Annotated in this window: 22 protein-coding genes; 11 read left to right on the plus strand and 11 right to left on the minus strand. The window is 66.1% G+C overall.

Going from position 1 to position 24,401, the window contains the following annotated elements:
- Positions 1 to 78: 78 nt before the first annotated feature.
- Together BMX43_RS11005 and argE are read right to left on the minus strand one after the other, a co-directional pair.
- On the minus strand, positions 79 to 1,422 hold the full coding sequence (locus BMX43_RS11005; RefSeq protein WP_175482094.1) for an NAD(P)/FAD-dependent oxidoreductase: 1,344 nt from the start codon (positions 1,420 to 1,422) through the stop codon (positions 79 to 81).
- The gene (gene argE, locus BMX43_RS11010) at positions 1,422 to 2,585 is read right to left on the minus strand and encodes an acetylornithine deacetylase (RefSeq protein ID WP_091301288.1); all 1,164 of its coding nucleotides are present in this window, start codon (positions 2,583 to 2,585) and stop codon (positions 1,422 to 1,424) included. The genes BMX43_RS11005 and argE overlap by 1 nt, the downstream gene beginning before the upstream one ends.
- A gap of 215 nt (positions 2,586 to 2,800) precedes the next feature.
- On the opposite strand from argE, the gene BMX43_RS11015 reads away from it, so the two are divergent.
- From BMX43_RS11015 to BMX43_RS11035, 5 genes are all read left to right on the plus strand, one after another.
- Positions 2,801 to 3,805 carry an ABC transporter ATP-binding protein gene (locus tag BMX43_RS11015; protein ID WP_091301289.1) on the plus strand — a complete coding sequence of 335 codons (1,005 nt, stop codon included), beginning with the start codon at positions 2,801 to 2,803 and terminating at the stop codon, positions 3,803 to 3,805.
- On the plus strand, positions 3,798 to 4,808 hold the full coding sequence (locus BMX43_RS11020; protein WP_091301291.1) for an ABC transporter ATP-binding protein: 1,011 nt from the start codon (positions 3,798 to 3,800) through the stop codon (positions 4,806 to 4,808). The genes BMX43_RS11015 and BMX43_RS11020 overlap by 8 nt, the downstream gene beginning before the upstream one ends.
- A gap of 62 nt (positions 4,809 to 4,870) precedes the next feature.
- Positions 4,871 to 6,574 carry a peptide ABC transporter substrate-binding protein gene (locus tag BMX43_RS11025; protein ID WP_091301293.1) on the plus strand — a complete coding sequence of 568 codons (1,704 nt, stop codon included), beginning with the start codon at positions 4,871 to 4,873 and terminating at the stop codon, positions 6,572 to 6,574.
- A gap of 81 nt (positions 6,575 to 6,655) precedes the next feature.
- The gene (locus BMX43_RS11030; protein ID WP_091301294.1) at positions 6,656 to 7,663 is read left to right on the plus strand and encodes an ABC transporter permease; all 1,008 of its coding nucleotides are present in this window, start codon (positions 6,656 to 6,658) and stop codon (positions 7,661 to 7,663) included.
- Positions 7,656 to 8,576 carry an ABC transporter permease gene (locus BMX43_RS11035; protein ID WP_091301296.1) on the plus strand — a complete coding sequence of 307 codons (921 nt, stop codon included), beginning with the start codon at positions 7,656 to 7,658 and terminating at the stop codon, positions 8,574 to 8,576. The genes BMX43_RS11030 and BMX43_RS11035 overlap by 8 nt, the downstream gene beginning before the upstream one ends.
- Positions 8,577 to 8,639: 63 nt before the next feature.
- Here BMX43_RS11035 and BMX43_RS11040 read toward each other — a convergent pair whose 3' ends face one another.
- From BMX43_RS11040 to BMX43_RS11055, 4 genes are all read right to left on the minus strand, one after another.
- Positions 8,640 to 9,926: a DUF3422 family protein gene (locus tag BMX43_RS11040; protein ID WP_091301298.1), complete on the minus strand. Its 1,287-nt coding sequence runs from the start codon at positions 9,924 to 9,926 to the stop codon at positions 8,640 to 8,642.
- Between the two features lie 185 nt (positions 9,927 to 10,111).
- Positions 10,112 to 10,951: a fumarylacetoacetate hydrolase family protein gene (locus BMX43_RS11045; protein ID WP_091301300.1), complete on the minus strand. Its 840-nt coding sequence runs from the start codon at positions 10,949 to 10,951 to the stop codon at positions 10,112 to 10,114.
- Positions 10,952 to 11,054: 103 nt separating this feature from the next.
- Positions 11,055 to 12,488: an NAD(P)(+) transhydrogenase (Re/Si-specific) subunit beta gene (locus BMX43_RS11050; RefSeq protein WP_091301302.1), complete on the minus strand. Its 1,434-nt coding sequence runs from the start codon at positions 12,486 to 12,488 to the stop codon at positions 11,055 to 11,057.
- Positions 12,489 to 12,498: 10 nt separating this feature from the next.
- The gene (locus BMX43_RS11055) at positions 12,499 to 14,076 is read right to left on the minus strand and encodes a Re/Si-specific NAD(P)(+) transhydrogenase subunit alpha (RefSeq protein ID WP_091301477.1); all 1,578 of its coding nucleotides are present in this window, start codon (positions 14,074 to 14,076) and stop codon (positions 12,499 to 12,501) included.
- A gap of 323 nt (positions 14,077 to 14,399) precedes the next feature.
- Between BMX43_RS11055 and kynU the strand changes: the two genes are divergently transcribed.
- Both kynU and BMX43_RS11065 read left to right on the plus strand, forming a co-directional pair.
- On the plus strand, positions 14,400 to 15,596 hold the full coding sequence (kynU, locus tag BMX43_RS11060; RefSeq protein ID WP_091301304.1) for a kynureninase: 1,197 nt from the start codon (positions 14,400 to 14,402) through the stop codon (positions 15,594 to 15,596).
- 162 nt (positions 15,597 to 15,758) lie between these two features.
- Complete coding sequence (locus BMX43_RS11065; RefSeq protein ID WP_245749447.1) at positions 15,759 to 16,826, plus strand: L,D-transpeptidase; 1,068 nt, start codon at positions 15,759 to 15,761, stop codon at positions 16,824 to 16,826.
- 66 nt (positions 16,827 to 16,892) lie between these two features.
- Here BMX43_RS11065 and BMX43_RS11070 read toward each other — a convergent pair whose 3' ends face one another.
- The 3 genes from BMX43_RS11070 to BMX43_RS11080 all read right to left on the minus strand — a co-directional run bounded on the left by BMX43_RS11070 (position 16,893) and on the right by BMX43_RS11080 (position 19,014).
- Positions 16,893 to 17,579 carry a D-lyxose/D-mannose family sugar isomerase gene (locus BMX43_RS11070; protein WP_091301306.1) on the minus strand — a complete coding sequence of 229 codons (687 nt, stop codon included), beginning with the start codon at positions 17,577 to 17,579 and terminating at the stop codon, positions 16,893 to 16,895.
- Between the two features lie 54 nt (positions 17,580 to 17,633).
- On the minus strand, positions 17,634 to 18,158 hold the full coding sequence (locus BMX43_RS11075) for a flavodoxin domain-containing protein (RefSeq protein ID WP_091301308.1): 525 nt from the start codon (positions 18,156 to 18,158) through the stop codon (positions 17,634 to 17,636).
- Positions 18,159 to 18,228: 70 nt separating this feature from the next.
- Positions 18,229 to 19,014, minus strand: coding sequence for a gamma-glutamyl-gamma-aminobutyrate hydrolase family protein (locus BMX43_RS11080; protein WP_175482088.1), 786 nt, complete (start codon positions 19,012 to 19,014; stop codon positions 18,229 to 18,231).
- A gap of 180 nt (positions 19,015 to 19,194) precedes the next feature.
- Here BMX43_RS11080 and copM point away from each other — a divergent pair, with 180 nt between their 5' ends.
- From copM to BMX43_RS11095, 3 genes are all read left to right on the plus strand, one after another.
- A complete protein-coding gene (gene copM / locus BMX43_RS11085; protein ID WP_483863932.1) occupies positions 19,195 to 19,584 on the plus strand; it encodes a CopM family metallochaperone in 390 nt (129 codons plus the stop codon).
- 87 nt (positions 19,585 to 19,671) lie between these two features.
- The gene (locus BMX43_RS11090; protein ID WP_091301314.1) at positions 19,672 to 20,148 is read left to right on the plus strand and encodes an Lrp/AsnC family transcriptional regulator; all 477 of its coding nucleotides are present in this window, start codon (positions 19,672 to 19,674) and stop codon (positions 20,146 to 20,148) included.
- Positions 20,145 to 20,762, plus strand: a complete 618-nt coding sequence (locus tag BMX43_RS11095; RefSeq protein ID WP_091301317.1) for a LysE family transporter — start codon at positions 20,145 to 20,147, stop codon at positions 20,760 to 20,762. Before BMX43_RS11090 ends, BMX43_RS11095 begins: the two co-directional genes overlap by 4 nt.
- Positions 20,763 to 20,855: 93 nt before the next feature.
- Here BMX43_RS11095 and BMX43_RS11100 read toward each other — a convergent pair whose 3' ends face one another.
- Together BMX43_RS11100 and BMX43_RS11105 are read right to left on the minus strand one after the other, a co-directional pair.
- Positions 20,856 to 21,287 carry a GNAT family N-acetyltransferase gene (locus BMX43_RS11100; RefSeq protein ID WP_091301319.1) on the minus strand — a complete coding sequence of 144 codons (432 nt, stop codon included), beginning with the start codon at positions 21,285 to 21,287 and terminating at the stop codon, positions 20,856 to 20,858.
- Positions 21,284 to 22,489: a pyridoxal-phosphate-dependent aminotransferase family protein gene (locus BMX43_RS11105; protein WP_091301321.1), complete on the minus strand. Its 1,206-nt coding sequence runs from the start codon at positions 22,487 to 22,489 to the stop codon at positions 21,284 to 21,286. Before BMX43_RS11105 ends, BMX43_RS11100 begins: the two co-directional genes overlap by 4 nt.
- Before the next feature lie 146 nt (positions 22,490 to 22,635).
- Between BMX43_RS11105 and BMX43_RS11110 the strand changes: the two genes are divergently transcribed.
- A complete protein-coding gene (locus BMX43_RS11110; protein WP_091301323.1) occupies positions 22,636 to 24,390 on the plus strand; it encodes an ABC transporter ATP-binding protein in 1,755 nt (584 codons plus the stop codon).
- The last annotated feature ends 11 nt before the right edge of the window (positions 24,391 to 24,401 follow it).

Here is a 24,401-nt window from a genome sequence, read left to right on the forward strand (position 1 = left end):
TCCTTTGTCCCAGCGTGGCGCAAAGCCCGCCCCCCTTCAACGCCGAAAGCGACATGCCGCGCCGCCGCCGGATCTTCGCTACAGCGAGGGGCCGGGTGCGATTTTCGAGCCATCGGTGAACCGGGCCAGCCGGAAGCGCGCCAGATCATGGCCCACCGTCGCCCCGGCCACCAGATCGGCGACCACCCGCCCCATGCCCGGCCCGATGCCGAAGCCATGGCCGCTCATCCCCGTGGCGATCACCAGCCCCGGCAGTTGCGCCACGCGGTCCACCACCGGCACCACATCGGGCATCGTGTCGATCATCCCGGCCCAGGCGGCCACCAGTTGCGACCGCCCCAACCCCGGGAAAGTATGCGCGAACTGTTTCGACACCTCGGCCACGATGCGCCGACTGGGCGCCGGGTTCAGCACGCGGCGCGCCTCGAACGGGCTGGGCGCGTCGGGCGACCAGCGGCGCGGCGTGCGCCAGGCGTCGGGATAGCCCTCGGGGGCGGTGTAGTGAAAGCGGGTCGAGCGGAAATCCTTTTTCAGCACCGGCAGATAGACGCCGAAGTTGCGAAACGCATCCGGCCCGATGAAGAAATCATGCGCGGCACCGGGGGCCAGCGTATAGCCGCCATCCTGCCGCCGCCGAAACGCGAAATCATCATCCGCCGCATTGCCCGCGAACACCTCGGGCAAGGGCGCCGTCGCCATCACCGTGGCCTTCACAGCAAGCTGCGGCAGCGCCACCCCATGGGCCCGCGCGAACAGCGCCGACCAGGCGCCACCCGCCAGCACCACCTGATCGCAGGCGATGCGGCCCTGTTCGGTCACCACCCCGGCCACTTTGCCGCCCGCGATGTCCAACGCCCGCACCGCACAATGCTCGACGATCACCGCGCCGCGCGTCACGGCCCCCTGCGCCAGCAACGGCACCGCCGCCCAAGGCTCGGCCCGCGCATCCGAGGGCGTGAACAGCCCGCCCTTCCACGCCTTTTCCGCGCCCTTCACCCGCTCGGCCACCGCGCCCGCGCCCAGCATATGGGTATCCAGCCCATGCGCCTTGGCATGAACCAGCCAGTCCTCGAACCCTGCGATCTCTTTCTCGGTCTTGGCGAGGTAGAGCACGCCTTCCTGCCGGAACCCCAGCGCGTCGCCAAATTCCTGCGCCAGCGTTTTCCAGATCGACAGGCTTTCCACCATGATCGGCAATTCCGCCGGATCGCGGCCCTGCTGGCGCACCCAGCCCCAGTTGCGACTGCTTTGTTCCCCGGCGATGCGGCCCTTTTCGCACAGGGTGACGCGCAGCCCCTTTTCGGCCAGATACCACGCCGTCATCACGCCGATCACGCCGCCGCCGATCACCACCACATCGCAGGCGGCAGGCAAGGGCCCGGCAAAGCGGATCGGCGTCGCCTCGGAAATCGGAAAGGGCATCATTGGCACAACTCCTCGACCAGCGATTCCATGAACCGCCATCCTGCCTCGAACTGATCCACCGCCAGCCATTCATCCGGCTGATGCGCCTGCGCGATATCGCCCGGCCCGCAGACCACCGCTGAATAGCCCTCGGCCTGAAACTGCCCGGCTTCGGTGCCATAGCTGACCACGCCGGTATCATTGTCGCCGGTCAGACGGCGCACCAAGGCCTCGGCGGCGCCCTGCGTTTCGGGTTTCAGCGGCGGCACGAAGAACTTTTCTTCCAGCCAGATCCGGGTCTCGGGGCGCACCGCCTGCATTCCCGCCTCGATCCGCGCGGCTTCGGCCCGCAGACGGGCCACCCATTCCAGCGGGTCTTCGCCCGGCACCACGCGGAAGGCCATGCCAAAGCTGCAATCCCGCGCCGTGATATTCTCGGCGGTGCCGCCCTGAATCGTGCCCACATGCAGCGTTGTCCAAGGTGGATCGAACAGCGCCGCGAGGTCCGAGGGCTGTTTGGCCCGATTCGCTTCATTCACCCGGTTGGCCCAGTCGATCAGCCGCGCCCCTTCCATGATCGCGCTGACCCCGGTGTGCAGGATGGAACTGTGCACCTCGAACCCTTCGACATGTACGCGCAGGCCGTGGCCGCCCTTGTGGCCGTTCACCAGCTTCATCATCGACGGCTCGCCCACCACCACCGCGCTGGCGCGGGGCAACCCTGCGGCCATTGCCGCGATCATCGGCGGCGCGCCGGTGCAGCCCAGTTCCTCGTCATAAGACAGCGCGATCTGCAGCGGGCGCTTCACCCCCCGTTCCAGCGCCAGCGGCACGGCGGCCAGTGCCAGCGCGTCGAATCCCTTCATGTCGCAGACGCCGCGGCCATAGAGCCGCCCGTCGTGCTCCACCACCTGCCAAGGGTCGGTTGTCCAGTCCTGCCCGTCCACCGGCACCACATCGGTATGGCCCGACAGCACCACGCCCCCCGCCACATCCGGCCCGGCGCTGGCATAAAGCGCGGCCTTGGTGCCTTCGGTATTGTAGACGCGTCGGGCGCTGACGCCCCATCCGGCAAGGTAATCTTCGACCCAATCCACCAGATCAAGATTGCTGTCGCGGCTGACCGTGCGGAAGGCAACCAGACGGTCCAGAATCTGGCGCGGGGTAAGGCGTTGCGGCATCGTATGCTCCGTTTTCGGGCGGAGCCTGCGCGCGCTTTGCGCGAAACGCAAGGGATCGCCCGCTGACGCCAAGTCATCATGCCCGATCGCCGGGCATTTCGCCGAAAGTTTCTTGCGGGATGCCCAAAAATGGCTAACACTTGACCAAACGGTCAGCGCAAAAACGAAAAAAGACCGGCAATAACGAACAAAAACAAAGTCTTGGGGAGTTACATATGCCCGTGCTCGAAGTGCGTGGCCTGAAGACCGTCTTCCAGACACGGGGCGGCGAGGTTCATGCGGTCAATGATGTCAGTTTTCACCTGCGCCCCGGCGAATTGCTGGGCGTGGTGGGGGAAAGCGGCTCTGGCAAATCCGTCACCATGATGTCGCTGATCGGGCTGCTGCCATCGCCCCCGGCGCAGGTGCGGGCGGGCGAGGTGCTGCTGGGCGGCGTGGACATCCTGAAAGCCTCGCCAGAGGAGTTGCGCAAGGTGCGCGGCGCCCGCATCGGTTTCGTGTTTCAAGACCCGATGACCTCGCTCAACCCGGTGTTTACCGTCGGCGCCCAGATCATGGAGCCGTTGCGCGTGCATATGGGGCTGACCAAGGCGCAGGCCGAGGCCCGCGCGGTGGAGCTGCTGGAGCTGGTCGGCATCCCCGATGCGCGAAAACGGCTGAAAACCTATCCGCACCAGTTTTCCGGCGGGATGCGGCAGCGGGTGATGATCGCCATCGCGCTGGCCTGCGACCCCGAGGTGCTGATCGCCGATGAACCCACCACCGCGCTGGATGTGACGATTCAGGCGCAGATTCTGGAACTGGTGAAAGAACTGCGCCAGAAGCTGGGCATGGCCATCGTCTGGATCACCCATGACCTTGGGGTGATTGCAGGCATCGCCGACCGGGTGATGGTGATGTATGGCGGGCAGATCGTCGAACAGGCCCCGGTGTGGGAGCTGTTCCACAAACCGCAGCACCCCTATACCCGCGCCTTGCTGCGCACGATCCCGAAACTGGGGGGCCAGCGCGAGGCGCGGTTGCAGGTGATCGAAGGCCAGCCGCCGATCCTCGCCGGTGCCCCCACCGCCTGCCCGTTCCGCGCCCGCTGCGCCCATGCCTTCGCGCGCTGCGAAGCGGAAAACCCGCTGCGCCGCCCGGTGGATGGGGCCGCCTTGGGCCACGGCCATGACGTGGCCTGCCACTGGACCGCCCCGGCACAGGAGAGCGCCGATGCTTGACACGGCAAAGCGCCCGCTGGTGCAGGTGCGCAATCTGAAGATGTATTTCCCGATCTTCTCGGGCCTGCTGCGCCGCCACAGCGGCGATGTGAAGGCCGTCGATAATGTCAGCTTCGACATTTTTGAAGGCGAGACGCTGGGGCTGGTGGGCGAATCCGGGTGCGGCAAATCCACCGTGGGCCGGGCGCTGCTGCGGCTTTACACCCCCACCGCTGGCAATGTGGTGATCGACGGCGATGACGTGGCCACCCTTTCGGCCGAGGCGCTGCGCCAGAAACGCCCGACCATGCAGATGGTGTTCCAGGATCCGCAGGCCAGCCTGAACCCGCGCATGACCGTCGCCGCCATCATCGGCGAACCGCTGGACGAACATTCCGGCCTGCCCACCGCCGAAAAGCTGGAACGCGTCTATACGTTGATGGATCAGGTCGGTCTGAACCGCCGCTTCGCCAACCGCTACCCGCACGAGTTTTCCGGCGGCCAGCGTCAGCGCATCGGCATTGCCCGCGCCTTGGCGCTGAACCCGAAATTCATCGTCTGCGACGAACCGATTGCCGCGCTGGATGTCTCGATCCAGGCGCAGGTGGTGAACCTGCTGGAAGACCTGCAGGACCGGCTGGGCCTGACCTATCTGTTCATCAGCCATGACCTGAGCATGGTGCGCCATATCGCCGACCGCGTGGCGGTGATGTATCTGGGCCAGATCGCCGAAATCTCGCCGCGTGACGATCTTTATGCCGATCCGCTGCACCCCTATGCCGAGGCGCTGCTGTCCGCCGTGCCCGAACCCGACCCCAACCGCGAGGGGCGGCGCACCCGGATCATCCTGAAGGGCGATGTGCCCTCGCCCGCCAACCCGCCGAAGGGCTGCAACTTCTGCACCCGCTGCCCCAAGGTGATGCCGATCTGTCACGATCTGGAACCCGTGCTGACCGAGGCCCGCCCGGGCCGCTTTGTCGCCTGCCATCTCGTGACCCCGCCCCAAACCACCAGAGCCGGATAACCGGCCGCCCCGAGGCTCCGTCAGGCCACCCGAGCGTCACAAACAACGAGGAGAGTATCACAATGAAATTGAAAGCAGCCCTTCTGGGCGCGGCAGCCGCCTTCGCGCTGGCCCCCGCCGCCCATGCCGAACGCGGCAGCGACGGCGAGTTGAAGATCCTCTATTATCAGGCGGTCTCGACGATGAACGCCTATCTCTCGTCCGGCACCAAGGACGTGGAAGTCGGCTCGCTGGTGCTGGAACCGCTGGCAAGCTTCGATCAGGACGGCAATCTTGTGCCGCGTCTGGTGAAAGAGATCCCGACGCTGGAAAATGGCGGCGTGGCCGCCGACCAGACCTCGATCACCTGGAAACTGCTGGATGGGCTGGTCTGGTCCGACGGGACGCCGGTCACCTCGGAAGATGTGAAATTCACCTGGGAATATTGCACCCATCCCGATGGCGGATGCGCGCAGGGCGCCAAATATGAAGGCATCAAATCGGTCGAAACACCCGATGCCCAGACGGTCGTCGTGACCTTCGAGGCCCCCAAGCCCTATCCCTATCAGCCCTTCACCGGCGCCACCGCGCCGATCCTGCAAAAGGCGCAATTCGCAGCCTGCCTCGGCGCTGCCGCCGCAAGCTGCACCGACCCGAACACCAAGCCGATCGGCACCGGCCCCTTCGTCGTCACTGATTTCAAGGTGAATGACGTGGTGATCCTTGCCGCGAACGACAAGTTCCGCGATCCGGCGAAACCCGCCTTTGCCACCGTGACGGTGAAGGGCGGCGGCGATGCGCTGGCGGCAGCCTCGTCCGTGATGGAAACCGGCGAATTCGATTACGCCTGGAACACCCAGATCAACCCCGAGCAGCAGACCCAGATGGAGGCCGGCGGCAAGGGCAAGTTCGTCAACGCTTTCGGCACGTTGGTCGAGCTGATCGAGATGAACATGACCGATCCGTCCCCGGCGCTGCCGGAAGGCGAACGGTCCACCACCAAACACCCGCACCCGGTGCTGTCGGACATCAAGGTCCGTCAGGCGCTGTCGATGGCGATTGACCGTCAGGCGCTGGTGGATATCGGCTATGGCGGCGCCGGTCGGCCGACCTGCAACCTCGTCCCCGCTCCGGCCGTCTATGCGTCCGACAATACCGGCTGCCTGAAGCAGGACATGGAAGGCGCCAAGGCACTTATGGCCGAGGCAGGCTGGACCGACAGCGACGGGGACGGCATCCTCGACAAGGACGGCAAGAAGCTGTCGATGCTGTATCAGACCTCGGTCAACCCGGTGCGTCAGGACTTTCAGGCGCTGATCAAGGGTTGGTGGAACGAGCTGGGCGTGGAGGTGGAGCTGAAATCCATCGACCCGGGCGTGTATTTCGGCGGCGATGCGGGTTCACCCGACACGTTCCAGAAATTCTATGCCGACGTTGAAATGTATGCCAACAACTTCGACGGCACCGACCCGGAACCTTACCTGTCGCAATATCTGTGCGACAAGATCCCCGGCCCCGACAACCAGTGGCAGGGTGAGAACATCAACCGCTTCTGCGATCCGGCCTATGATGCGGCGCTGAAAGAGCTGTCCGCCACCGGCGAGCCGACCAAGCGCGCCGAACTGGTGAAAAAGCTGAACGACATGCTGACCAAGGACAGCATGGTTGTCGTGCCGCTGGTGGACCGTGGCCGGTTCTCGGCCCAGTCCAACGCACTGGGCGGCGTGATCATGAATTCGTGGGACAGCGAACTGTGGAATGCAGCCGACTGGTATCGTGTGAAGTGATCTGAACCCTGGCGCGGCGAGGCCCCGGCCCCGCCGCGCCCCTGTCTTTGGCAGCACCAAGAACAAAAACCGCGAGGGCCCATGCTGACCTTCACCATCCGGCGATTGCTGACCGCGATCCCCACCCTCCTCCTCATTTCGCTGGTGATCTTCCTTCTGGTCGATTTCGCCCCCGGCAGCCCGATGTCCGACATCCCGCTGACCGTGCCCCCCGATGTGCGCCAGAAGATGATGGAGGCGATGGGCGCCGACCAGCCGGTCATGGTGCGCTATCTGCTGTGGCTGAAACAGTTTTTCTGGACAGAACCGCTGTATGGCATCGACGCGATCTTCGGCACCGATTTCGCACAGGGCGCGCAGCGAATCATTTCCTGGCAATCCAAGGTGCCGGTGTTCCGCATCATCGGCGAACGGATGCCGCAAACGCTGACCGTGGTCGGCACCGCCTATGCGGTGGGGGTGCTGATCGCCCTGCCCATCGGCATCTATTCCGCCTATCGCCAGTATAGCTGGTTCGATCAGGCGGGCACCTTCTTTGCCATGGCGGGCTTTTCGGTGCCCACCTTCTTTACTGGCAACCTGCTGATCCTGATCTTTTCGGTGAAACTCGGCTGGCTGCCCACGATCTATGACACCACGCTGCGGGTGACCGACTGGGCGAGCTTTTACAAGATGGTCATGCAGATGGCGATGCCGGTCACCGTGCTGGCCCTGTTCAACGCCGCTGAGATCAGCCGTTACACAAGGTCTTCGGTGCTGGAAAACCTCGGGCAGGATTATGTGCGCACCGCGCGGGCCAAGGGAATGACCGAAAGCACCGTGCTGCTGAAACATGTGCTGCGCAATTCGCTGATCCCGGTGGTGACGGTGATCGCCCTGGGCCTGCCCACCGTGTTCGGCGGCGCCATCGTGACCGAGCAGATCTTCAAGATCAACGGCCTTGGGGCCGCCCTGATCGGCGCCATCCATGTCAGCGATCTGCCCACCGTGCAGACCCTGACCTTCATCTTTGCGGTGCTGATCGTGATGTTCAACCTGATCGCCGACATCCTGTATGGCATCCTCGACCCGCGGATCCGCTATGACTGACGCGACCCAGAGCCAGAAACCCCGCAGCCAGTGGTTTGCCGTCTGGCACCAGTTCCGCCAGCACAAGGGCGCCATGGCGGCGCTGATCCTGCTGGGCGCGCTGGTGTTCTTCGTGCTGATCGGTCCGCTGCTGTGGCGCATCGACCCGAATTTCATCGAGCCGAACACCGTCAAGATGTTCAAGCTGCGCAACAACCCGCCCAGCTTCGACCACCCGCTGGGCACCGATCAACTGGGCCGCGACATTCTGGCCCGGATGATGTTCGGCGGGCGCATCTCGCTGGCGGTGGGGCTGGTGGCGATGCTGGTCGCCATCTTCATCGGCACCACCATCGGCGTGCTGGCCGGCTATTTCCGTCGCGCCGACGGGCTGCTGATGCGCTTCACCGACCTGTTTCTGGCCCTGCCGCTGCTGCCGCTGCTGCTGGTGATGATGATGCTGTTTTCGGAAATGGTGGCCTCGGTCCTCGGGCCGCGGCTGGGCACCTTCCTGCTGATCGTGCTGGCCATCGGGGTGACAAGCTGGATGCAATCGGCCCGCGTGGTGCGCGGCGAGGTTCTGGCGCTGAAAGAGCGCGAATTCGTGCTGGCCGCCCGCTCCATCGGCACACCGAACCGCCGCATCATCCTGCGCCATATCCTGCCCAATGTACTGTCGCCGGTGCTGGTCGCCGCCACGCTGGGCATCGCCGCCGCGATCATCACCGAAAGCGTGCTCAGCTTCCTCGGCCTCGGCTTCCCGCCGGATTTCCCGACCTGGGGGCGGCTGCTGTATGACGGCATCGATTCCATTCGCACCTATCCGGAGCGGGTGGTCTGGCCGGGGCTGGCGATCTCGCTCACGGTGCTGAGCGTGAATTATATCGGCGACGGGCTGCGCGACGCGCTGGACCCGCGGATTCGCGGGCGATGAGCGGCGACCGGGGGCTTCACGCCCCCGGACCCCCGTGGGATATTTTTGAACAGAAAATGAAGATCAGTGCATCGCCTTGCGGATGCGCCGCACCATCAGCCAGACGCCAAGGATGACGGGCGGCACCAGCAGGGCCGCCGTGGCTTCCTTGCTGAAATGCAGCCCGGCCTTGGCCAGCGGATAAAGCGCATAGGTGGCAAGGCTGACGGCGTAATAGCTGATCGCCACCACAGACAGGCCTTCCACCGTATGTTGCAGGCGCAGCGCCAGATCGGCGCGGCGGTCCATGCTTTCCAGCAGGCGCTGGTTCTGCGCGCTGCGTTCGACATCGACCCGCGTGCGCAGCAGTTCGGCGGCACGGGCGGCGCGTTCGGCCATGGTGCGCAGCCGCGCCTCGGTGGATTTCACCGTGCGCATCGCCGGATCATAGCGCCGCATCATGAATTCGCCGAAGGTCTGCCGCCCATCCAGCCGTTCCTCCCGCAGCACCTCGATGCGCTGCGAGACAATCGCCTCATAGGCCTCGGTCGCGCCAAAGCGGAACGAGAAGCGCACGGCGAGGCTTTCAAGTTCCGCCGAAATCACCAGCAATTCATGCAGCGCCTCTTCGGGCGAACGGGCCGCCGCATCCAGCCCCGACACCAGCCCCGACAGCGCCGGGTCCAGCGCGTTCAGCCGCATCGACAAATCGCGCGCCCGCATCAGCCCCAGCATCGACATGGCGCGATAGGTCTCGATCTCGCACAGGCGCTGCACGATGCGGCCCACCCGCCGCGCGCCGGTCTCCGGGCGCACGAAGACGGCAAAGCGCATATGCCCCGCCGGGTCGATGCGGAAATCACCGGCGATCACCGCCGCCCCATCGACGACGCTGGACACGGCAAGGCTTTCGGCCACGAACCAGTCGGCCAGTTTCTCATGCACCTCCTCGATCCGCTCCGGCAGCAATTCAACCCGGATCAGCACGGCGGCCAGCCGCAGCCCCGGCGCCGCCGCCAGCCAGTCTTCCGGGAAGATCCGCGCCTCCATCGGGTCGAACGGGCGATCCGACAGGCCGGGGGTGAAGGCGGAATAGGTCACGAATTCGGTATGGCTTTCCCATTTCAGCTCTGCCCGCCCGATCTGGCCCGAGAAATGCGTGGCGTCGGGCTGCGGATGCGGCGCGCCGTTGCGGTCCAGCAGGTCCAGCAGATGCGCGCGATCCACCGCACGGTCGCGGTTGGCGGCATTGTCCGGCTGTTTGATCGCCACATAGGCGGCAGTGCAGGGCGCCAGCAGCGCCGGAAACGGGCGCGCGTGCAACTCGTTCACCAGCGCATAGCGCAGCGGATGGTCGGGCATCGGGATCATGTCAGGCTCCGGCAAGGAGGTCGGTTTCCCTCCATAGCGCGGGAATTGCGTCTGTAAACAAAAATATCAAGCGAAACCAATGATTTAATGGCATACAGCGGAATACCGTGCCTGCGCGCCACAGCTGGCACCCGAAATGCCCCATCCAAGGGGGGGCAGCGGGGCGGAGACCGCCCCGCCCGCTTTTACCCCTCGTCCACGCAAAGCTGGCGCTGGGTGCCCAGCCCGTCGATGCCCAGCGTCACCACATCGCCCGCCTTTAGGTAACGCGGCGGCTTGTGCCCCATGCCCACGCCGGGCGGCGTGCCGGTGGAAATCACATCGCCCGGATGCAGCGTGAAGAATTGCGACAGATAGGACACCAGATAGGCCACGCCATAGACCATGCTGGTCGTGCTGCCCTGCTGCATCCGTTCGCCATTCACCTCCAGCCACATCGGCAGGTTCTGCGGATCGGCGATTTCGTCCAGCGTCACCAGCCACGGCCCCAGCGGCCCGAAATTGTCCGATCCCTTGCCCTTCGACCATTGGCCTGACCGTTCGGTCTGCCAGGCGCGCTCCGACACGTCATTGGCCAGACAATAGCCTGCCACATGCGACAGGGCGTCGGCCTCGCTCACATGTTTGGCGCGCTTGCCGATCACGAAGGCCAGCTCCACCTCCCAATCGGTCTTGACCGAGCCGCGCGGGATGAGGATCGGGTCATTCGGCCCGCAGATCGCCGAGGTGAATTTGGCAAAGATCACCGGCTCGGGCGGCACCGCCATGCCGCTTTCGGCGGCGTGATCGGAATAGTTCAGCCCGATACAGATGAACTTGCCAACGCCGCCGACACAGGCGCCCAGCCGCACCTCGCCCTCGACCAGCGGCAGTGCCGCCACATCCAGCGCCCGCAGCGCGCCCAGATCTTCCAGCACCGCGCCCGCAATATCGGGCACATGCCCGACCAGCGACCGCAGCCGCCCCTCGGCGTCGATCAGCCCGGGCTGTTCCGCCCCCCGCTCGCCATAGCGCACCAGCTTCATCGCATCGTCCTCCTGTGAACCTGCCCAGTTCTACCCCCGGGCCGCGCAACGCAAAAGGCCCCCGGTCTTCCGGGGGCCTTCGATTTTTCGCAGAAAAATCGTGTCACTCGATCATGGGCAGCAGGCCGTCGATGCTCTTTTTGGCGTCGCCATAGAACATGCGGGTGTTTTCCTTGTAGAACAGCGGGTTCTCGATGCCGGAATAGCCGGTGCCCTGGCCGCGTTTCGACACGAACACCTGTTTCGCCTTCCAGCATTCCAGCACCGGCATGCCGGCGATGGGGCTGTTGGGGTCTTCCTGTGCCGCCGGGTTCACGATGTCGTTCGAGCCGATGACGATGGCCACATCGGTATTCGGGAAATCCTCGTTGATCTCGTCCATTTCCAGAACGATGTCATAAGGCACCTTCGCTTCGGCCAGCAGCACGTTCATGTGCCCCGGCAGACGGCCTGCCACTGGGTGGATGGCGAAACGCACGGTCTTGCCCTTGGCGCGCAGCTTGCGCGTCAGTTCCGACACCGATTGCTGCGCCTGCGCCACCGCCATGCCGTACCCCGGAATGATGATGATGCTGTCCGCATCGTTCAGCGCCGCCGCCACGCCATCGGCGTCAATCGCGATCTGTTCGCCGGTCACTTCCATCGCCGGGCCGGTGGTGCCACCGAAACCGCCGAGGATCACCGACACGAACGACCGGTTCATCGCCTTGCACATGATGTAGCTCAGAATCGCACCCGAAGACCCCACCAGCGCGCCCACCACGATCAGCAGGTCGTTCGACAGCGAAAAGCCGATCGCCGCTGCCGCCCAGCCGGAATAGCTGTTCAGCATCGACACCACGACCGGCATGTCGGCGCCGCCGATGCCCATGATCAGGTGATAGCCGATGAACAGCGCGGCCACCGTCATCACCAGCAGCGCCAGCGTGGAGCCGGTCTGCAGATAGACCACCAGCAGCACCACCGAAATGAGCGCCGCCCCTGCGTTCAGCAGATGCCCGCCCGGCAGTTTCTTCGCCTTGCCATCCACCTTGCCCGCCAGCTTGCCAAAGGCAATGACCGACCCGGTGAAGGTGACAGCCCCGATGAACACGCCGAGGAACGTCTCCACCCGCAGGATCGAGATTTCGACCGGCGATTTATGCGCGATCACCGCGGCAAAGCCCTCCAGCGCCTGACGCGCCGCTTCGTCCATGCCCGCGACGCGGACCAGTTCGATATGGGTGTTGAAGCCGATGAACACCGCCGCCAGACCGACGAGGCTGTGCATCGCCGCCACAAGCTGCGGCATTTCCGTCATCTGCACGCGTTGGGCCACAACCCAGCCGATGGCCCCGCCGCCGATGATCAGCGCCGCCGACAGTCCCCACAGGCCAGCGCCGGGGCCGTAAAGCGTCGCCGCCACCGCCAGTGCCATGCCCGCAATGCCATACCAGACCGCGCGCTTGGCGCTTTCCTGCCCCGAAAGCCCACCCAGAGACTGGATGAACAGAACCGCCGCAACGACGTAAGCCGCCGTGGTAAAACCGAATTCCATGGCTGCCTCCTTACGACTTCTGGAACATGGCGAGCATGCGCCGCGTGACCATGAACCCACCGAAAATGTTGATCCCGGCCATGAACACCGACAGCGCCGCCAGCACGATCACCAGGAAACTGCCCGAGCCGATCTGCATCAGCGCGCCCAGAATGATGATCGACGAAATCGCATTGGTCACCGCCATCAGCGGCGTGTGCAGGCTGTGCGACACGTTCCAGATCACCTGAACGCCGACATAGACCGACAGCACGAAGACGATGAAGTGCGACATGAAGCTGGCCGGCGCGAACAGCCCCGCCAGCAGGATCAGCCCGCCCCCGATGACCAGCATCCCCACCTGATTGCGGGTCTGCGCCTTGAAGGCCGCGGTTTCCTGCGCCCGGCGTTCCTCGGGCGTCAGCTCCTTGGCTTTTTCCTTGGGCTTGGCAGCGGCGATGGCGGCCACCTTGGGCGGCGGCGGCGGATAGGTGATCGCCGCATCCTTGGCCACGGTCGCGCCGCGGATCACGTCATCTTCCATGTTGTGGAAGATCACGCCATCTTTCTTGGGCGTCAGATCCGTCAGCATGTGGCGGATGTTGGTGGCATAAAGCGTGCTGGCCTGCGCCGCCATCCGGCTGGGGAAATCGGTGTAACCCACGATGGTCACGCCGTTTTCGGTGACGATCTTCTGATCGGGCACCGTCAGGTCGCAGTTGCCGCCGCGTTCCGCCGCAAGGTCCACGATGACCGAGCCGGGCTTCATCATCGCCACCATGTCCTCGGTCCACAGCTTCGGCGCGGGCCGGCCGGGGATCAGGGCGGTGGTGATGACGATGTCCACATCGGGCGCCAGTTCGCGGAACTTCGCCAGCTGCTTGGCCTGAAACGCCGGGGTGGACGGGGCCGCATAGCCGCCCGTCGCCGCGCCATCGGGCAATTCCGAGGCGTCAAACTCAAGGTAGACGAACGATGCGCCCATCGATTCGATCTGCTCGGCCACTTCGGGACGCACGTCGAAGGCCATCACGATCGCGCCCAGCGACACAGAGGTGCCGATGGCCGCAAGCCCCGCCACACCGGCGCCGACGATCAGCACCTTGGCCGGGGGCACCTTGCCCGCCGCCGTCACCTGCCCGGTGAAGAAGCGGCCAAAGTTGTTGCCCGCCTCGATCACCGCGCGGTAACCGGCGATGTTGGCCATCGACGACAGCGCGTCCATCTTCTGCGCGCGGCTGATGCGCGGCACCATGTCCATGGCGACCACGGTCGCCCCCTTGGCGCGCGCCGCCTCCAGCAGATCCGGATTCTGCGCCGGCCAGAAGAAGCTGATCAGCGTCTGGCCGGGGCGGAGCATCTCCACCTCCGACGGTTCCGGCCCGCGGACCTTCACCACCACATCGGCTGCCTCGAACACCGCCTGCGCCGAAGCCAGAACCTCGACCCCCGCCTTGGCATAGGCCGCATCCGAAAAACCGGCCTTCGCCCCGGCTCCGGTCTCGACGACACAAACATGCCCCAGCTTCACCAGTTGCAGCGCCGAATCGGGCGTCATCGCAACCCGGTTCTCGCCCTCGAATATTTCCCTCGGTGCCCCGATCTTCACGGCCACTCCCCTGTTCCTGCGCGCCTCGCGGCGCCTTTCGCCCCTACTCGATACCCATCGCGCAACAAAATTACAAAACATACTTGCTGCCATGCGGCAAAAGTATCGGTTCCCGTCCTGTCACGCATGGTCCGCCCCGTTGCTATGAAAGTTGCGAACCTCACATTTCCGGCATAATCCCGTTCAAGCCCGACAATGCAACCTCTGATCGCCACCGCGCGCTAATTCAGGGAAAGTGACCTTCCGTTACGTCACACCGCATCCCGCCCTTGCAGGCGCCCCCGCGCTGTCGCACCTTTCCGCCCAGCCCGGAGGAGCCCGCCATGACCACCGATTTCACTGCCACCCGCGCCCTGTTCGATCTGCCCGAAGGGGTGATCTATCTTGACGGCAATTCACTCGGGCCGTTGCCCCGCGCCGCCGCCGCCCGCATCGCCCGCACCGTGACCGAAGAATGGGGCCAGATGCTGATCACCGGCTGGAACAAGGCCGGATGGATGGAACAGCCCGCCCGCACCGGCGACCGCATCGCCAAGCTGATCGGCGCCGAATCCGGCCATGTGGTGATGGGCGACACGCTGTCGATCAAGGTCTATCAGGCACTGGCCTCGGCGCTGGAAATGAACCCGGATCGGCGGGTGATCCTGTCCGACACCGGCAATTTCCCGTCCGACCTCTATATGGCCGAAGGGCTGTGCCGCACGCTGGGCGGCGATTACCGGCTGAAGACCGTGGCCCCCGAAGAGGTGATGGCTGCGCTGGATGACAGCGTGGCGGTGATGATGATCACCGAGGTCGATTACCGCACCGGGCGGCGCCATGACATGCCCGCCCTGACCGCCCGTGCCCATCAGGTGGGTGCGCTGGCGATCTGGGATCTGGCCCATAGCGCCGGGGCCTTCCCGGTTGGCGTGGCCGCAGGCGGCGCCGATTTCGCGGTGGGCTGCACCTACAAATACCTCAATTCCGGCCCCGGTGGCCCAGCCTTCATCTATGTCGCCCCGCGCCATGCCGAAATCGCCCGCCCCGCCCTGTCCGGCTGGCTGGGCCATGAGGCGCCCTTTGCCTTCGATCCGTCCTATCGCCCCGGTCGCGGGATCGAACGGATGCGCGTCGGCACCCCGCCCATCCTGCAACTGGCCGCACTCGACGCCGCGCTCGACATCTGGGATGCGGTCGATCTGGATGACCTGCGCGCCACCTCGCTGGCGCTGACCGACCGCTTCATCGCGGGGGTCGAAGCCACCTGCCCCGACCTGACACTCGCCACCCCCCGCGCCCATGCCCAACGCGGCTCTCAGGTCAGCTTCCGCCACCCCGAGGGCTATGCGATCATGCAGGCGTTGATTGCACGCGGCGTGATCGGCGATTTCCGCGCGCCAGACATCCTGCGCTTCGGCTTCACCCCGCTTTATATCGGCATCGCCGAGGTGGATGGCGCCGTGGCGATCCTGTCGCAGGTCATGGCCGAACGCCTGTGGGATCAGCCGGAATACCGCACCCGTGCCCGCGTCACCTGACCATGGTCACAGGACTGTGATCGCCCAGCCCCTTGTCTGTGGCGCCGCCGCACGCGTCTGCGCAATTTCAACGGTGGACCGGCACAGCGCCTTTGGGTAACTCTGGAAACAATACTAAAAGACCTGACCGACCTGTTTCTGCGCCTTGGGAGAATTTGAAGAATGCTGCGCCACCTGATGCGCCTCGCGCTGAGCACCGCCCTTGCCGGCACGCTCGCCGCCTGCGTCGATCCGTCGCTGACCGAGGCGACAAAGACACCCACGGCCACCGCGCCCGTCATCCCCCAGCCCGTCCCTGCGGATTTTGTCGAAGCCTATGCCGCCAAACAGGATGGCAGCTTTGTCGTGCCCGCCGTGCCGGTCGAGAAGATCCCGCCGCATCTGATCCGCCAGGAAGTCGCCTATGAGACGACCGATGCCCCCGGCACAGTCATCATCGACCCCACCAACAAGACCCTGCATCTGGTCACCGCCCCCGGCAAGGCGCTGCGCTATGGCATCGCCGTCGGCAAGGATGGCTTCCAATGGGCGGGCGAGGCGCTGATCACCAATCGCCGTCACTGGCCCACCTGGACGCCGCCGCCGGAAATGATCGCCCGCAAGCCCGAGCTGGAAAAGTGGAAAGACGGCCAGCCGGGCGGCCCGACCAACCCGCTGGGCGCGCGCGCGCTGTATCTGACCACCGGCGGGGTGGATTACGGCTTCCGCATCCATGGCACACCGGAATGGAAATCCATCGGGCACAATGCCTCGTCCGGCTGCTTCCGCATGATCAATCAAGACGTGATGGACCTGTATAACCGCGTGCCCGATGGTGCGAAGGTTGTGGTGCTGAACGCCGATGGCACCCGGCCCACCAAGCTGAAGCTGCCGCCGCCCGCGCCCAAACCGAAGAAAGCCGCGGCGCCCAAGGCCCCGGCTGCGCCCAAACCGCAGCCCGCAGCCCTTGGCGCCCCCGCGCCGGGCTTCCCGACGATGACCGCCCCGGCGCTGACGCCGCCCGCTTTGGGCGCCGTGCCGCCCGCGCTGGCGGCACCGGCCCCCGTGGCGCCTACGCCCGCCGTGGCCCCGGCCACGCCTGCCGCCCCCGCCGTCGTCGTGCCTGCGACCGATCCGGCCAGCGTGCCCGCCGCCGACACCCCGCCCGAGCCTGCGGCCCCGGCGGTGGTGCCCCCGGCAGCGGCGCCTGCCGCCACCTGCGTTCCGGCGCCCGGCATCGTCTGCCCCTGAACCGGGCACCCCCAAAGCAAAAGGGCGGCCCCGCACAGGCCGCCCTTTTCCGTTGCGATCCGCCGTTCAGCCCTTCAGCCAGCGGTCATAATCGCTGACCAGCAGGTGCAGCGGCGCTTCGTCCTCTTCGATCTCCGCAAAGCGGCCAATCGGCTCGCGGAAGATATTGTCGGTCAGATCGTCATTCACCGTGCTGACCTCACCGATCAGCACATCGCCGCCCTCGCCCCAAAAGGCGTGCCAGTCGCCCGGCATCAGCGTGACGCTTTCGCCCGGTGCCAGCCGCAGCTTCTCGCCCGGCGCATAGGCGCGCGCGATCCCGTCGCACATCACTACGCCGCCGCGATCCGGGGCAAAGCCGCCCGCGTCGTCGCTGCCATAAAGCTCGATCACCAGCGCAGCACCGCCCCGGTTGATGATGTCTTCCGCCTTGATGACATGGGTGTGCATCGGCGAAAGCTGATCCTGCCGCGAGATCAGCAGCTTTTCGGCATAGCACATGCCACCGCCGCGCTGCAGATCGGCCAGCATGCCATTGCGCAGCGTGAACAGAAACAGCCCCATCCGGTCGAACCGGCCCTGCCCGTAATCTGTGATGTCCCAGCCCATGCGCCGCGCCGCGATCTGCCCGGCATCGCGCCGCGCGGCAAATTCAGCCGGTGTCCAATAAGCAAAAGGCGGCAGCACGAATCCATACTCCCGGATCATCCCGTCCGCCGCCTGCATGATATCGTTGATGCGTGAGCGTTTCATGCCGTCCCTCCCCCTGAAGTCCGCCAGCATATCACGCGCGTTAGCGCAAACAAGTCAGACCGCGAACCGATCCAGCACCGCCGCCAACGCGGCCCAGTCGGTATATTCGCGGTCCTCATGCGGGGCGATCTGCTGATGTTTCTGCGCTGCGATCCAGCGCATCGCCCAGCCGCGGATCATGTCATAGCTGGAAAAGCGGAACGCCCCCGCCACATGCTCCACCTGCCCCGGCACCCAGCCGGTCGTCTCTTGAAACGCACTCACACAGGCGCGCAGCCCCGCCCAATCCTCGGCATCCTGCCCGGCAGCCGACAGCGACACCGCCAGAAACAGCGACGGCACCGCCGACAACCGCGCGGCAGCCTCCTTGGCAAACGCCATCAATGGCGCCTGAAACCCTCCCATATGCACCGATCCGGCAAGGATCACCGCGCCAAACCGCGCCAGATCCACCCCTTCAGCCTCAGCCACGGGCAACAATTCAACAGTCTGGCCGCGATCCACCAGATGGTCGGCGGCAAATCGGGCAATCTTGCGGGTCTGCCCGTCGGTGCTGGCATAGACGATCAGGATCTTCATCGCAGAACTCCCCCGTTACAAGCCATCCTGCCTGACCCGCGCCCGCCCTGCCTTGACCTGTATCAGCCGCTCAGGCGACGCGCGCCTGCCCCGCCGCCCCCGCCACCCATGCCGCACAGGCCGCGCCAAAGGCGGTGAACAGCGGGCGCGACACCGGATCGCCTGCCGCGTTCCATTCCGGGTGCCATTGCACCGACAGGGTAAAGCCCGGCGCGTCCTGCACATAGATCGCCTCGGGCGTGCCATCCGGTGCCAGTCCGTCGATCACGATGCGCGGCCCGGCCCGGTTGATGCCCTGCCCGTGCAGCGTGTTGGTCATCACCTCTTCCGCCCCCATCAGTCGCGCGAACACGCCCCCCGGCGTGAACCGCACCGCATGGCGCAGCGCGAATTTCTCCTCGATCGAGCCATCGGGCGGCATCCGGTGATTCATCCGCCCCGGCAGATCGCGGATTTCGGGGTAAAGTGTGCCGCCCATCGCCACGTTCACCTCCTGAAACCCGCGACAAATGCCCAGGAAGGGCTGGCCCCGATCGACACAGGCGCGGATCAGCGGCAGGGTAATCGCATCGCGGCAGCGGTCAAAACAGCCATGCGCCGGGGTTTCCGGCTCGCCATATTCGGTGGGATGCACATTGGGCCGCCCGCCGGTCAGCAGAAAGCCGTCGCAGGTGTCCAGCAGTTCGGCCACGCAGACCAGCCGCGGATCGGCGGGGATGATCAGCGGCAAGCAGCCTGCCACCTGCGCCACCGCCTCGGAATTCATCGTGCCCCCGGCATGGACCGGATAGCTTTCATTCAGCAGGTTCATGTTGCCGATGATCCCCACGACGGGGCGTCTGGATGATTTGGACATGCGCGACATTCCACGGTTACGCCCATAGTCTAGGCCCGCCCCGCCCCGCTTTGAAGGGGGAATCCCCGCGCTTTCGGTGCAACAACGCTCAGCCCGCCTGCATTTCGGGCAGATGCCCGCGCTTGCACCGCCCCGCTCACGTCAGGGTGACTTGCCTTCCCCCCGCTGGAAGCTTGGATAGTGCAGGTCCAATCCAGAGAGGAGCCCCCGATGACCCGTTTCCTGATCGCCCTTGCCACCTGCACCACCCTCGCCCTGCCCGCGCTGGCCGAAGGCACAATGGACCATTCCGGCCATGGCATGACCGGCACCGAAAGCCCGGCGACCATGGCCTATATGGAGGCCAACATGAAGATGCACAGCGGCATGGACATGGCCTTTACCGGCGACGCCGATGTCGATTTCATCGCCGGGATGATCCCGCACCATCAGGGCGCGGTGGAGATGGCGAAGATCGTGCTGGAACATGGCAAAGACCCCGAGGTCCGCAAACTGGCCGAAGGCGTGATCGCCGCACAGGAGGCCGAGATCGCCTGGATGACCGACTGGCTGGAGAAACACAAGAAGTAACGAATAAAGGAATAAATTCCGCAATACTTGCGTAAAATATGGAATCATTCCATAAATCATCCTGAACATACCTCCCACAGGACGATCATGGACCTTGATGCCACAGACCTGACCATCGCGGCCCTCCTGCAACAGGAGGGCCGCCTTTCCGCGACCGAGATCGCCCGCGCCGTGGGCCTGTCGGTCTCCGCCGCCAATGACCGCCTGCGCCGCCTGCAGGCCAATGGCACGATCCGCGCCACCGCCGCCCTGCTGGACCCGGCGCGGCTGGGCGCGGGATGCTGCTGCTTTCTGCTGCTCGATCTGGCCTGGCAGGGCGAGGCCGAGGCGGTGGCGGCCCTGACCGCCCGCCCCGAGGTGATGGAGCTGCATCACATTTCCGGCCCACATTCCTATCTGATGAAGATCCGGGTCGCCGATCCCGCCGCCGTGCAGCGCTTTCTGACCGAGGCGGTCAAGCCCCTGCCCGCCGTGCTGAGAACCGAAACCATCTTCTCGCTGCAGGCCGAAAAGGAAACGCCCTGCCTGCCCCTCGCCGGGGATCTGGCCGGGGGCCGGGCATGAGCGCGTTTCTGAATGCCACGGTGATGGGCTTTGCCATCGCCGCGCCGGTCGGACCGATCGGGCTGCTCTGCATCCGGCGCAGTCTGGCCGACGGGCGGGCGGCGGGCCTGGCCACCGGCCTGGGGGCCGCGGCGGCGGATGCCAGCTATGGGCTGGCGGTGGCGCTGGGGTTTGCGGCAACCGGGCTGCTGGCCTATGCCCAGCCGATGCAGGTGCTGGGCGGTCTGCTGCTGATCTGGCTGGGCAGCGGGCCGCTGCGCGCCTTTTTCGCCCCGCCCCGGACGCCCCGCATAGAAGGGGCCGGGGGTGGGGCCACGGGCATCGCCACCCTGCGCGCCTTCACCGGCACCTATCTGCTGACGCTGTCGAACCCGGCTACCATCCTGGCCTTTCTGGGCATGGTCGCCGCCCTTGGGGCCGAGGCGGCAGCCGGGCCGGTCTGGCTGGTGGCGGGGCTGTTCTGCGGCTCGGCGCTCTGGTGGCTGATCCTCGTGCATCTGGCGTTGTTCGCCGGGCGCTGGCTGACGCCGCAGGCGCTGCGCTGGATCGACCTCGGGTCAGGATTGGTGCTGGTGGGTTGGGGGGCAGGGCTGGTGCTGAAAGCCCTGTTCTAGCGCGGGGTGGCGAGGATGGACGGGGGGCTGTCTGCCCCCCACGGCCTGCGGCCGCCCCCCGAGGATATTTTCAGACAGAAAATGAAACAGGGGTCAGAGCGTCTTGCGGAAGAAGACGCGCTGGAACCCCTGATCGACACGGCAGTCGGTTTTCGCATAGCCCAGCTTTGGGTAAAGCCGCAGCGCGCCACTCATCACGGCATTGGTGTGCAAGGTGACGGCGGGCAGGCCCTGTTGCCGGGCAAGGCTTTCGCACTGCGCGACCAGCCGCGCGCCGAGGCCCTGCCCCTGCGCGGCGGGGCTGACGGCGAGGATGTCGAGTTCCATGCTGTCGGCCTGAGGTGTGCAGGCCATCACCGCCTGATCGGTGCAAAGCCAGACCGCCCCCGCCGCGATCAGCGCGGCGCAATCGGCCTGCATTGGCGCAGGGTTGCGCCCGATCAGCGGCGCATAGGGCGCGAAGGCGGCGTCGATCACCGCCTTGACCGTGGCGCAATCCGCCGCCGTGGCCCGGCGCGGCATCATGCGCCCGCCGCTTCGGCCACCACCCGTGCGGCGGCATCCAGCGCGCCGGGGCCATGCGGGATGCCCAGGGCCACCATGCCCGCCTGCATCGTGGCCAGCACCCCCAGCGTCATATGCGCATTCACATGGCCCATATGCGCCACGCGCAGAAAGCCGTGATAGGCCGGGTCGTCCGGCGCCGCCATGCCCAGCCCGATGCCCAGCGTGACGCCGGCCTTTTCCTCCAGCCAGCCGCGCAGCCGGGTGGCATGGGGCGCGCCCAGCCGAGCGGCGGTGACGGAATGGCCGCGATGCGCCGGATCGGCCACGTTCAGCGCGATGTCGGGGTTACCCGCGCCCCAGGCGTCAAACGCCGCCCAGACGCTGCGGGCCAGCGCCGCATGCCGCGCCCAGACCGCCGCGCGGCCCTCTTCGGCGATCATGTTCAGGCTTTCGCGCAGCCCGAACAGGTGATGCGTCGGCGCGGTGCCCGCCCAGTATTGCCAGAACTCTGTCGCATTGGCGCGCGGGCGCCAATCCCAATAGGGCGTGCGCAGATCGCTGTTGGCGCAAGCCAGCAGCGCCTTGTCGGAAAACCACACGAAGCCCAGCCCCGGCGGCACCATCAGCCCCTTCTGGCTGGCCGCGACCATGACATCCACGCCCCAGGCATCCATATGGAAGGCATCACAGCCCATCGAGGCGATGCAATCCACTGCCAGCAGCGCCGGATGCCCCACCGTATCCATCACCGCCCGGATCGCCGCAATGTCGTTCTTCACCGAACTTGCGGTATCGACATGCGTCACCAGCACCGCCTTCAGCTTATGGCCCGCATCCGCCCGCAGCGCCGACTCGAACCGCGCCAGATCGACCGGGGCGGCTTTGCCGAAATCCAGCAGATCCGCCTGCACGCCCATCGCCTGCACGCTTTCGCACCAGCCATGGCCAAAGCGCCCGGTGGCCAGCACCAGCGCCCGGTCACCCCGGCTGAACAGATTGGCATTCGCCGCTTCCCACGCGCCATGACCATTGGCGATATAGATCGCCACATGCGCCACCGTGCCCGCCAAGGCGCGCAGATCGGGCCAGAGCGTTTCCACCATCTCGGGCAAGGCGCCCGCATAGATATTGGGCGCCGCCCGGTGCATCGCCGCCAACACCCGGTCGGGCATGGTGGAAGGGCCGGGAATGGCAAGATAGGGGCGTCCGTTGGCAAGCATCGCAGTCTCCGCGCGGGTTCCGCCCAATGGCTACGCCCGCCTTGCGCCAAGGTCAACGCGGGGCCGCCCCACCCTGCCCCGCCCCGCCTTGCCCTGCCCCGCCTGCCGGGCTAGACCTCGGGTCATCCTGAGCCCCGGAGGTTCCCTTGGCCCGTGCCCCGCAAGACCCGCGCTATACGACTGGCCGCCTGTTCGGGCGGCTGTGGCGCGGTTACCTGCGCCCTCACCTGGCCCTGATGCTGCTGGCCTTCCTGTTCATGGTGATCGAGGGCAGCACGCTGGGCGCGCTGTCCTGGCTGCTGGTGCCGCTGTTCGACGACGTGTTCGCACCGGGCGGCACCGGAATGCTGCTCTGGGTCGGGCTGGCCATCCTCGGGCTGTTCGTGGTGCGCGCCTTCACCTCGATCTTCGGCAAGACACTGCTGACCATGGTGGCGCAGAAAAGCTCTACCGCGATGCAGGTCGATCTGCTGGCGCATGTGCTGACGCTGGACACACGGTTCTTTCAGGACAACCCGCCCGGCGCGCTGATGGAGCGGCTGGTGGGCGATACCAGCGCCGTGCAGCGCGTCTGGTCGGCGGTGATCGTCGGGGTGGGGCGCGACATCGTCTCGCTGGTGGCGCTGTTCACCGTGGCCCTGTCGATCGACTGGCGCTGGACGCTGGCCGCGATGATCGGCGCGCCGGTGCTGATCCTGCCCGCGCTGGTGGTGCAACGCTATATCCGCCGCAAGACCGCACAGATGCGCGAACAGGCGGGCTTGCGCGCCACCCGGCTGGACGAGATCTTTCATGGCATCATGGCGATCAAGCTGAACCGGATGGAGACCTATCAGACCGGCCGCTTCCGCCGCATCGTCGGCGCCATCGTCCGGGCCGAGGTGCGCACCATGGCGGGCCGCTCCACCGTGCCCGCGCTGATCGACATCATCACCGGGATCGGTTTCTTCACCGTCCTGTGGCTCGGCGGGCGCGAGATTGCCGAGGGCACCCGCACCACGGGCGAATTCATGGCCTTCTTCACCGCCATGTCGCTGACCTTCCAGCCGCTGCGCCGGTTGGGCGACATGTCGGGCGTCTGGCAGATCGCGGCGGCCAGCCTGGAGCGACTCTATCGCCTGTTCGATCTGTCGGCCCCGCCGCGCCCGCGCGCAGGCACCGCCCATCCCACCGGCACCCCGCCCACCATCCGCGTGCAGGATCTGCAGTTCGCCTATGGCGAGGTGCCGGTGCTGAACGGCCTCAGCTTCACCGCCGAGGCGGGCCGGATGACCGCGCTGGTCGGCGCCTCGGGTGCGGGCAAATCCACCGTGTTCCACCTGCTCACCGGCCTGGCCGAACCCGATGCGGGCACGATCACGCTCGACGGCGCCGACATCGCCGACATGACCCTGCCCGAACTGCGCGCACAATTCGCCGTGGTCAGTCAGGACGCCATGCTGTTCGACGAAACCATCCGCGAGAACATCGCGCTGGGCCATGAGGTGGACGAGGCCCATCTGACCCGCGCGCTGGACGCCGCCCATGTCAGCGAGTTTCTGCGCGCCCTGCCTGCGGGGGTCGATACCCCGGCAGGCCCGCGCGGCTCTGCCCTGTCGGGCGGCCAACGCCAGCGCGTCGCCATCGCCCGCGCCTTGCTGTCGCAGGCCCCGGCCCTGCTGCTGGACGAGGCGACCTCGGCGCTGGATGCCCAGTCCGAGGCGCTGGTGGCCGATGCCTTGCACCGGCTGGGCACCGGGCGCACCCGCATCGTGATCGCCCACCGCCTTGCCACCGTGCGCGATGCCGACAAGATCGTGGTGATGGACAAGGGCCGCGTCGTGCAGCAAGGCACCCATGACACCCTGCTTGCAGAAGGCGGGCTGTATGCCGATCTCTACAAGCTGCAATTTCAGCCGTGACGGAGCCTGCA

Source organism: Gemmobacter aquatilis (assembly GCF_900110025.1).
Taxonomy (GTDB): domain Bacteria; phylum Pseudomonadota; class Alphaproteobacteria; order Rhodobacterales; family Rhodobacteraceae; genus Gemmobacter; species Gemmobacter aquatilis.

Coding starts and splice junctions, on each gene's coding strand:
- BMX43_RS11045 (WP_091301300.1), bottom strand. CDS start 10,951: ATGAAGCTGGTGCGCTATGGCGAGCGGGGGGCGGAACAGCCCGGGCTG.
- BMX43_RS11095 (WP_091301317.1), top strand. CDS start 20,145: ATGAGCGCGTTTCTGAATGCCACGGTGATGGGCTTTGCCATCGCCGCG.
- BMX43_RS11035 (WP_091301296.1), top strand. CDS start 7,656: ATGACTGACGCGACCCAGAGCCAGAAACCCCGCAGCCAGTGGTTTGCC.
- BMX43_RS11090 (WP_091301314.1), top strand. CDS start 19,672: ATGGACCTTGATGCCACAGACCTGACCATCGCGGCCCTCCTGCAACAG.
- BMX43_RS11025 (WP_091301293.1), top strand. CDS start 4,871: ATGAAATTGAAAGCAGCCCTTCTGGGCGCGGCAGCCGCCTTCGCGCTG.
- BMX43_RS11030 (WP_091301294.1), top strand. CDS start 6,656: ATGCTGACCTTCACCATCCGGCGATTGCTGACCGCGATCCCCACCCTC.
- kynU (WP_091301304.1), top strand. CDS start 14,400: ATGACCACCGATTTCACTGCCACCCGCGCCCTGTTCGATCTGCCCGAA.
- BMX43_RS11005 (WP_175482094.1), bottom strand. CDS start 1,422: ATGCCCTTTCCGATTTCCGAGGCGACGCCGATCCGCTTTGCCGGGCCC.
- BMX43_RS11105 (WP_091301321.1), bottom strand. CDS start 22,489: ATGCTTGCCAACGGACGCCCCTATCTTGCCATTCCCGGCCCTTCCACC.
- BMX43_RS11020 (WP_091301291.1), top strand. CDS start 3,798: ATGCTTGACACGGCAAAGCGCCCGCTGGTGCAGGTGCGCAATCTGAAG.
- BMX43_RS11040 (WP_091301298.1), bottom strand. CDS start 9,926: ATGATCCCGATGCCCGACCATCCGCTGCGCTATGCGCTGGTGAACGAG.
- BMX43_RS11015 (WP_091301289.1), top strand. CDS start 2,801: ATGCCCGTGCTCGAAGTGCGTGGCCTGAAGACCGTCTTCCAGACACGG.
- BMX43_RS11080 (WP_175482088.1), bottom strand. CDS start 19,014: ATGTCCAAATCATCCAGACGCCCCGTCGTGGGGATCATCGGCAACATG.
- BMX43_RS11065 (WP_245749447.1), top strand. CDS start 15,759: ATGCTGCGCCACCTGATGCGCCTCGCGCTGAGCACCGCCCTTGCCGGC.
- BMX43_RS11075 (WP_091301308.1), bottom strand. CDS start 18,158: ATGAAGATCCTGATCGTCTATGCCAGCACCGACGGGCAGACCCGCAAG.
- BMX43_RS11050 (WP_091301302.1), bottom strand. CDS start 12,488: ATGGAATTCGGTTTTACCACGGCGGCTTACGTCGTTGCGGCGGTTCTG.
- BMX43_RS11100 (WP_091301319.1), bottom strand. CDS start 21,287: ATGATGCCGCGCCGGGCCACGGCGGCGGATTGCGCCACGGTCAAGGCG.
- argE (WP_091301288.1), bottom strand. CDS start 2,585: ATGCCGCAACGCCTTACCCCGCGCCAGATTCTGGACCGTCTGGTTGCC.
- BMX43_RS11070 (WP_091301306.1), bottom strand. CDS start 17,579: ATGAAACGCTCACGCATCAACGATATCATGCAGGCGGCGGACGGGATG.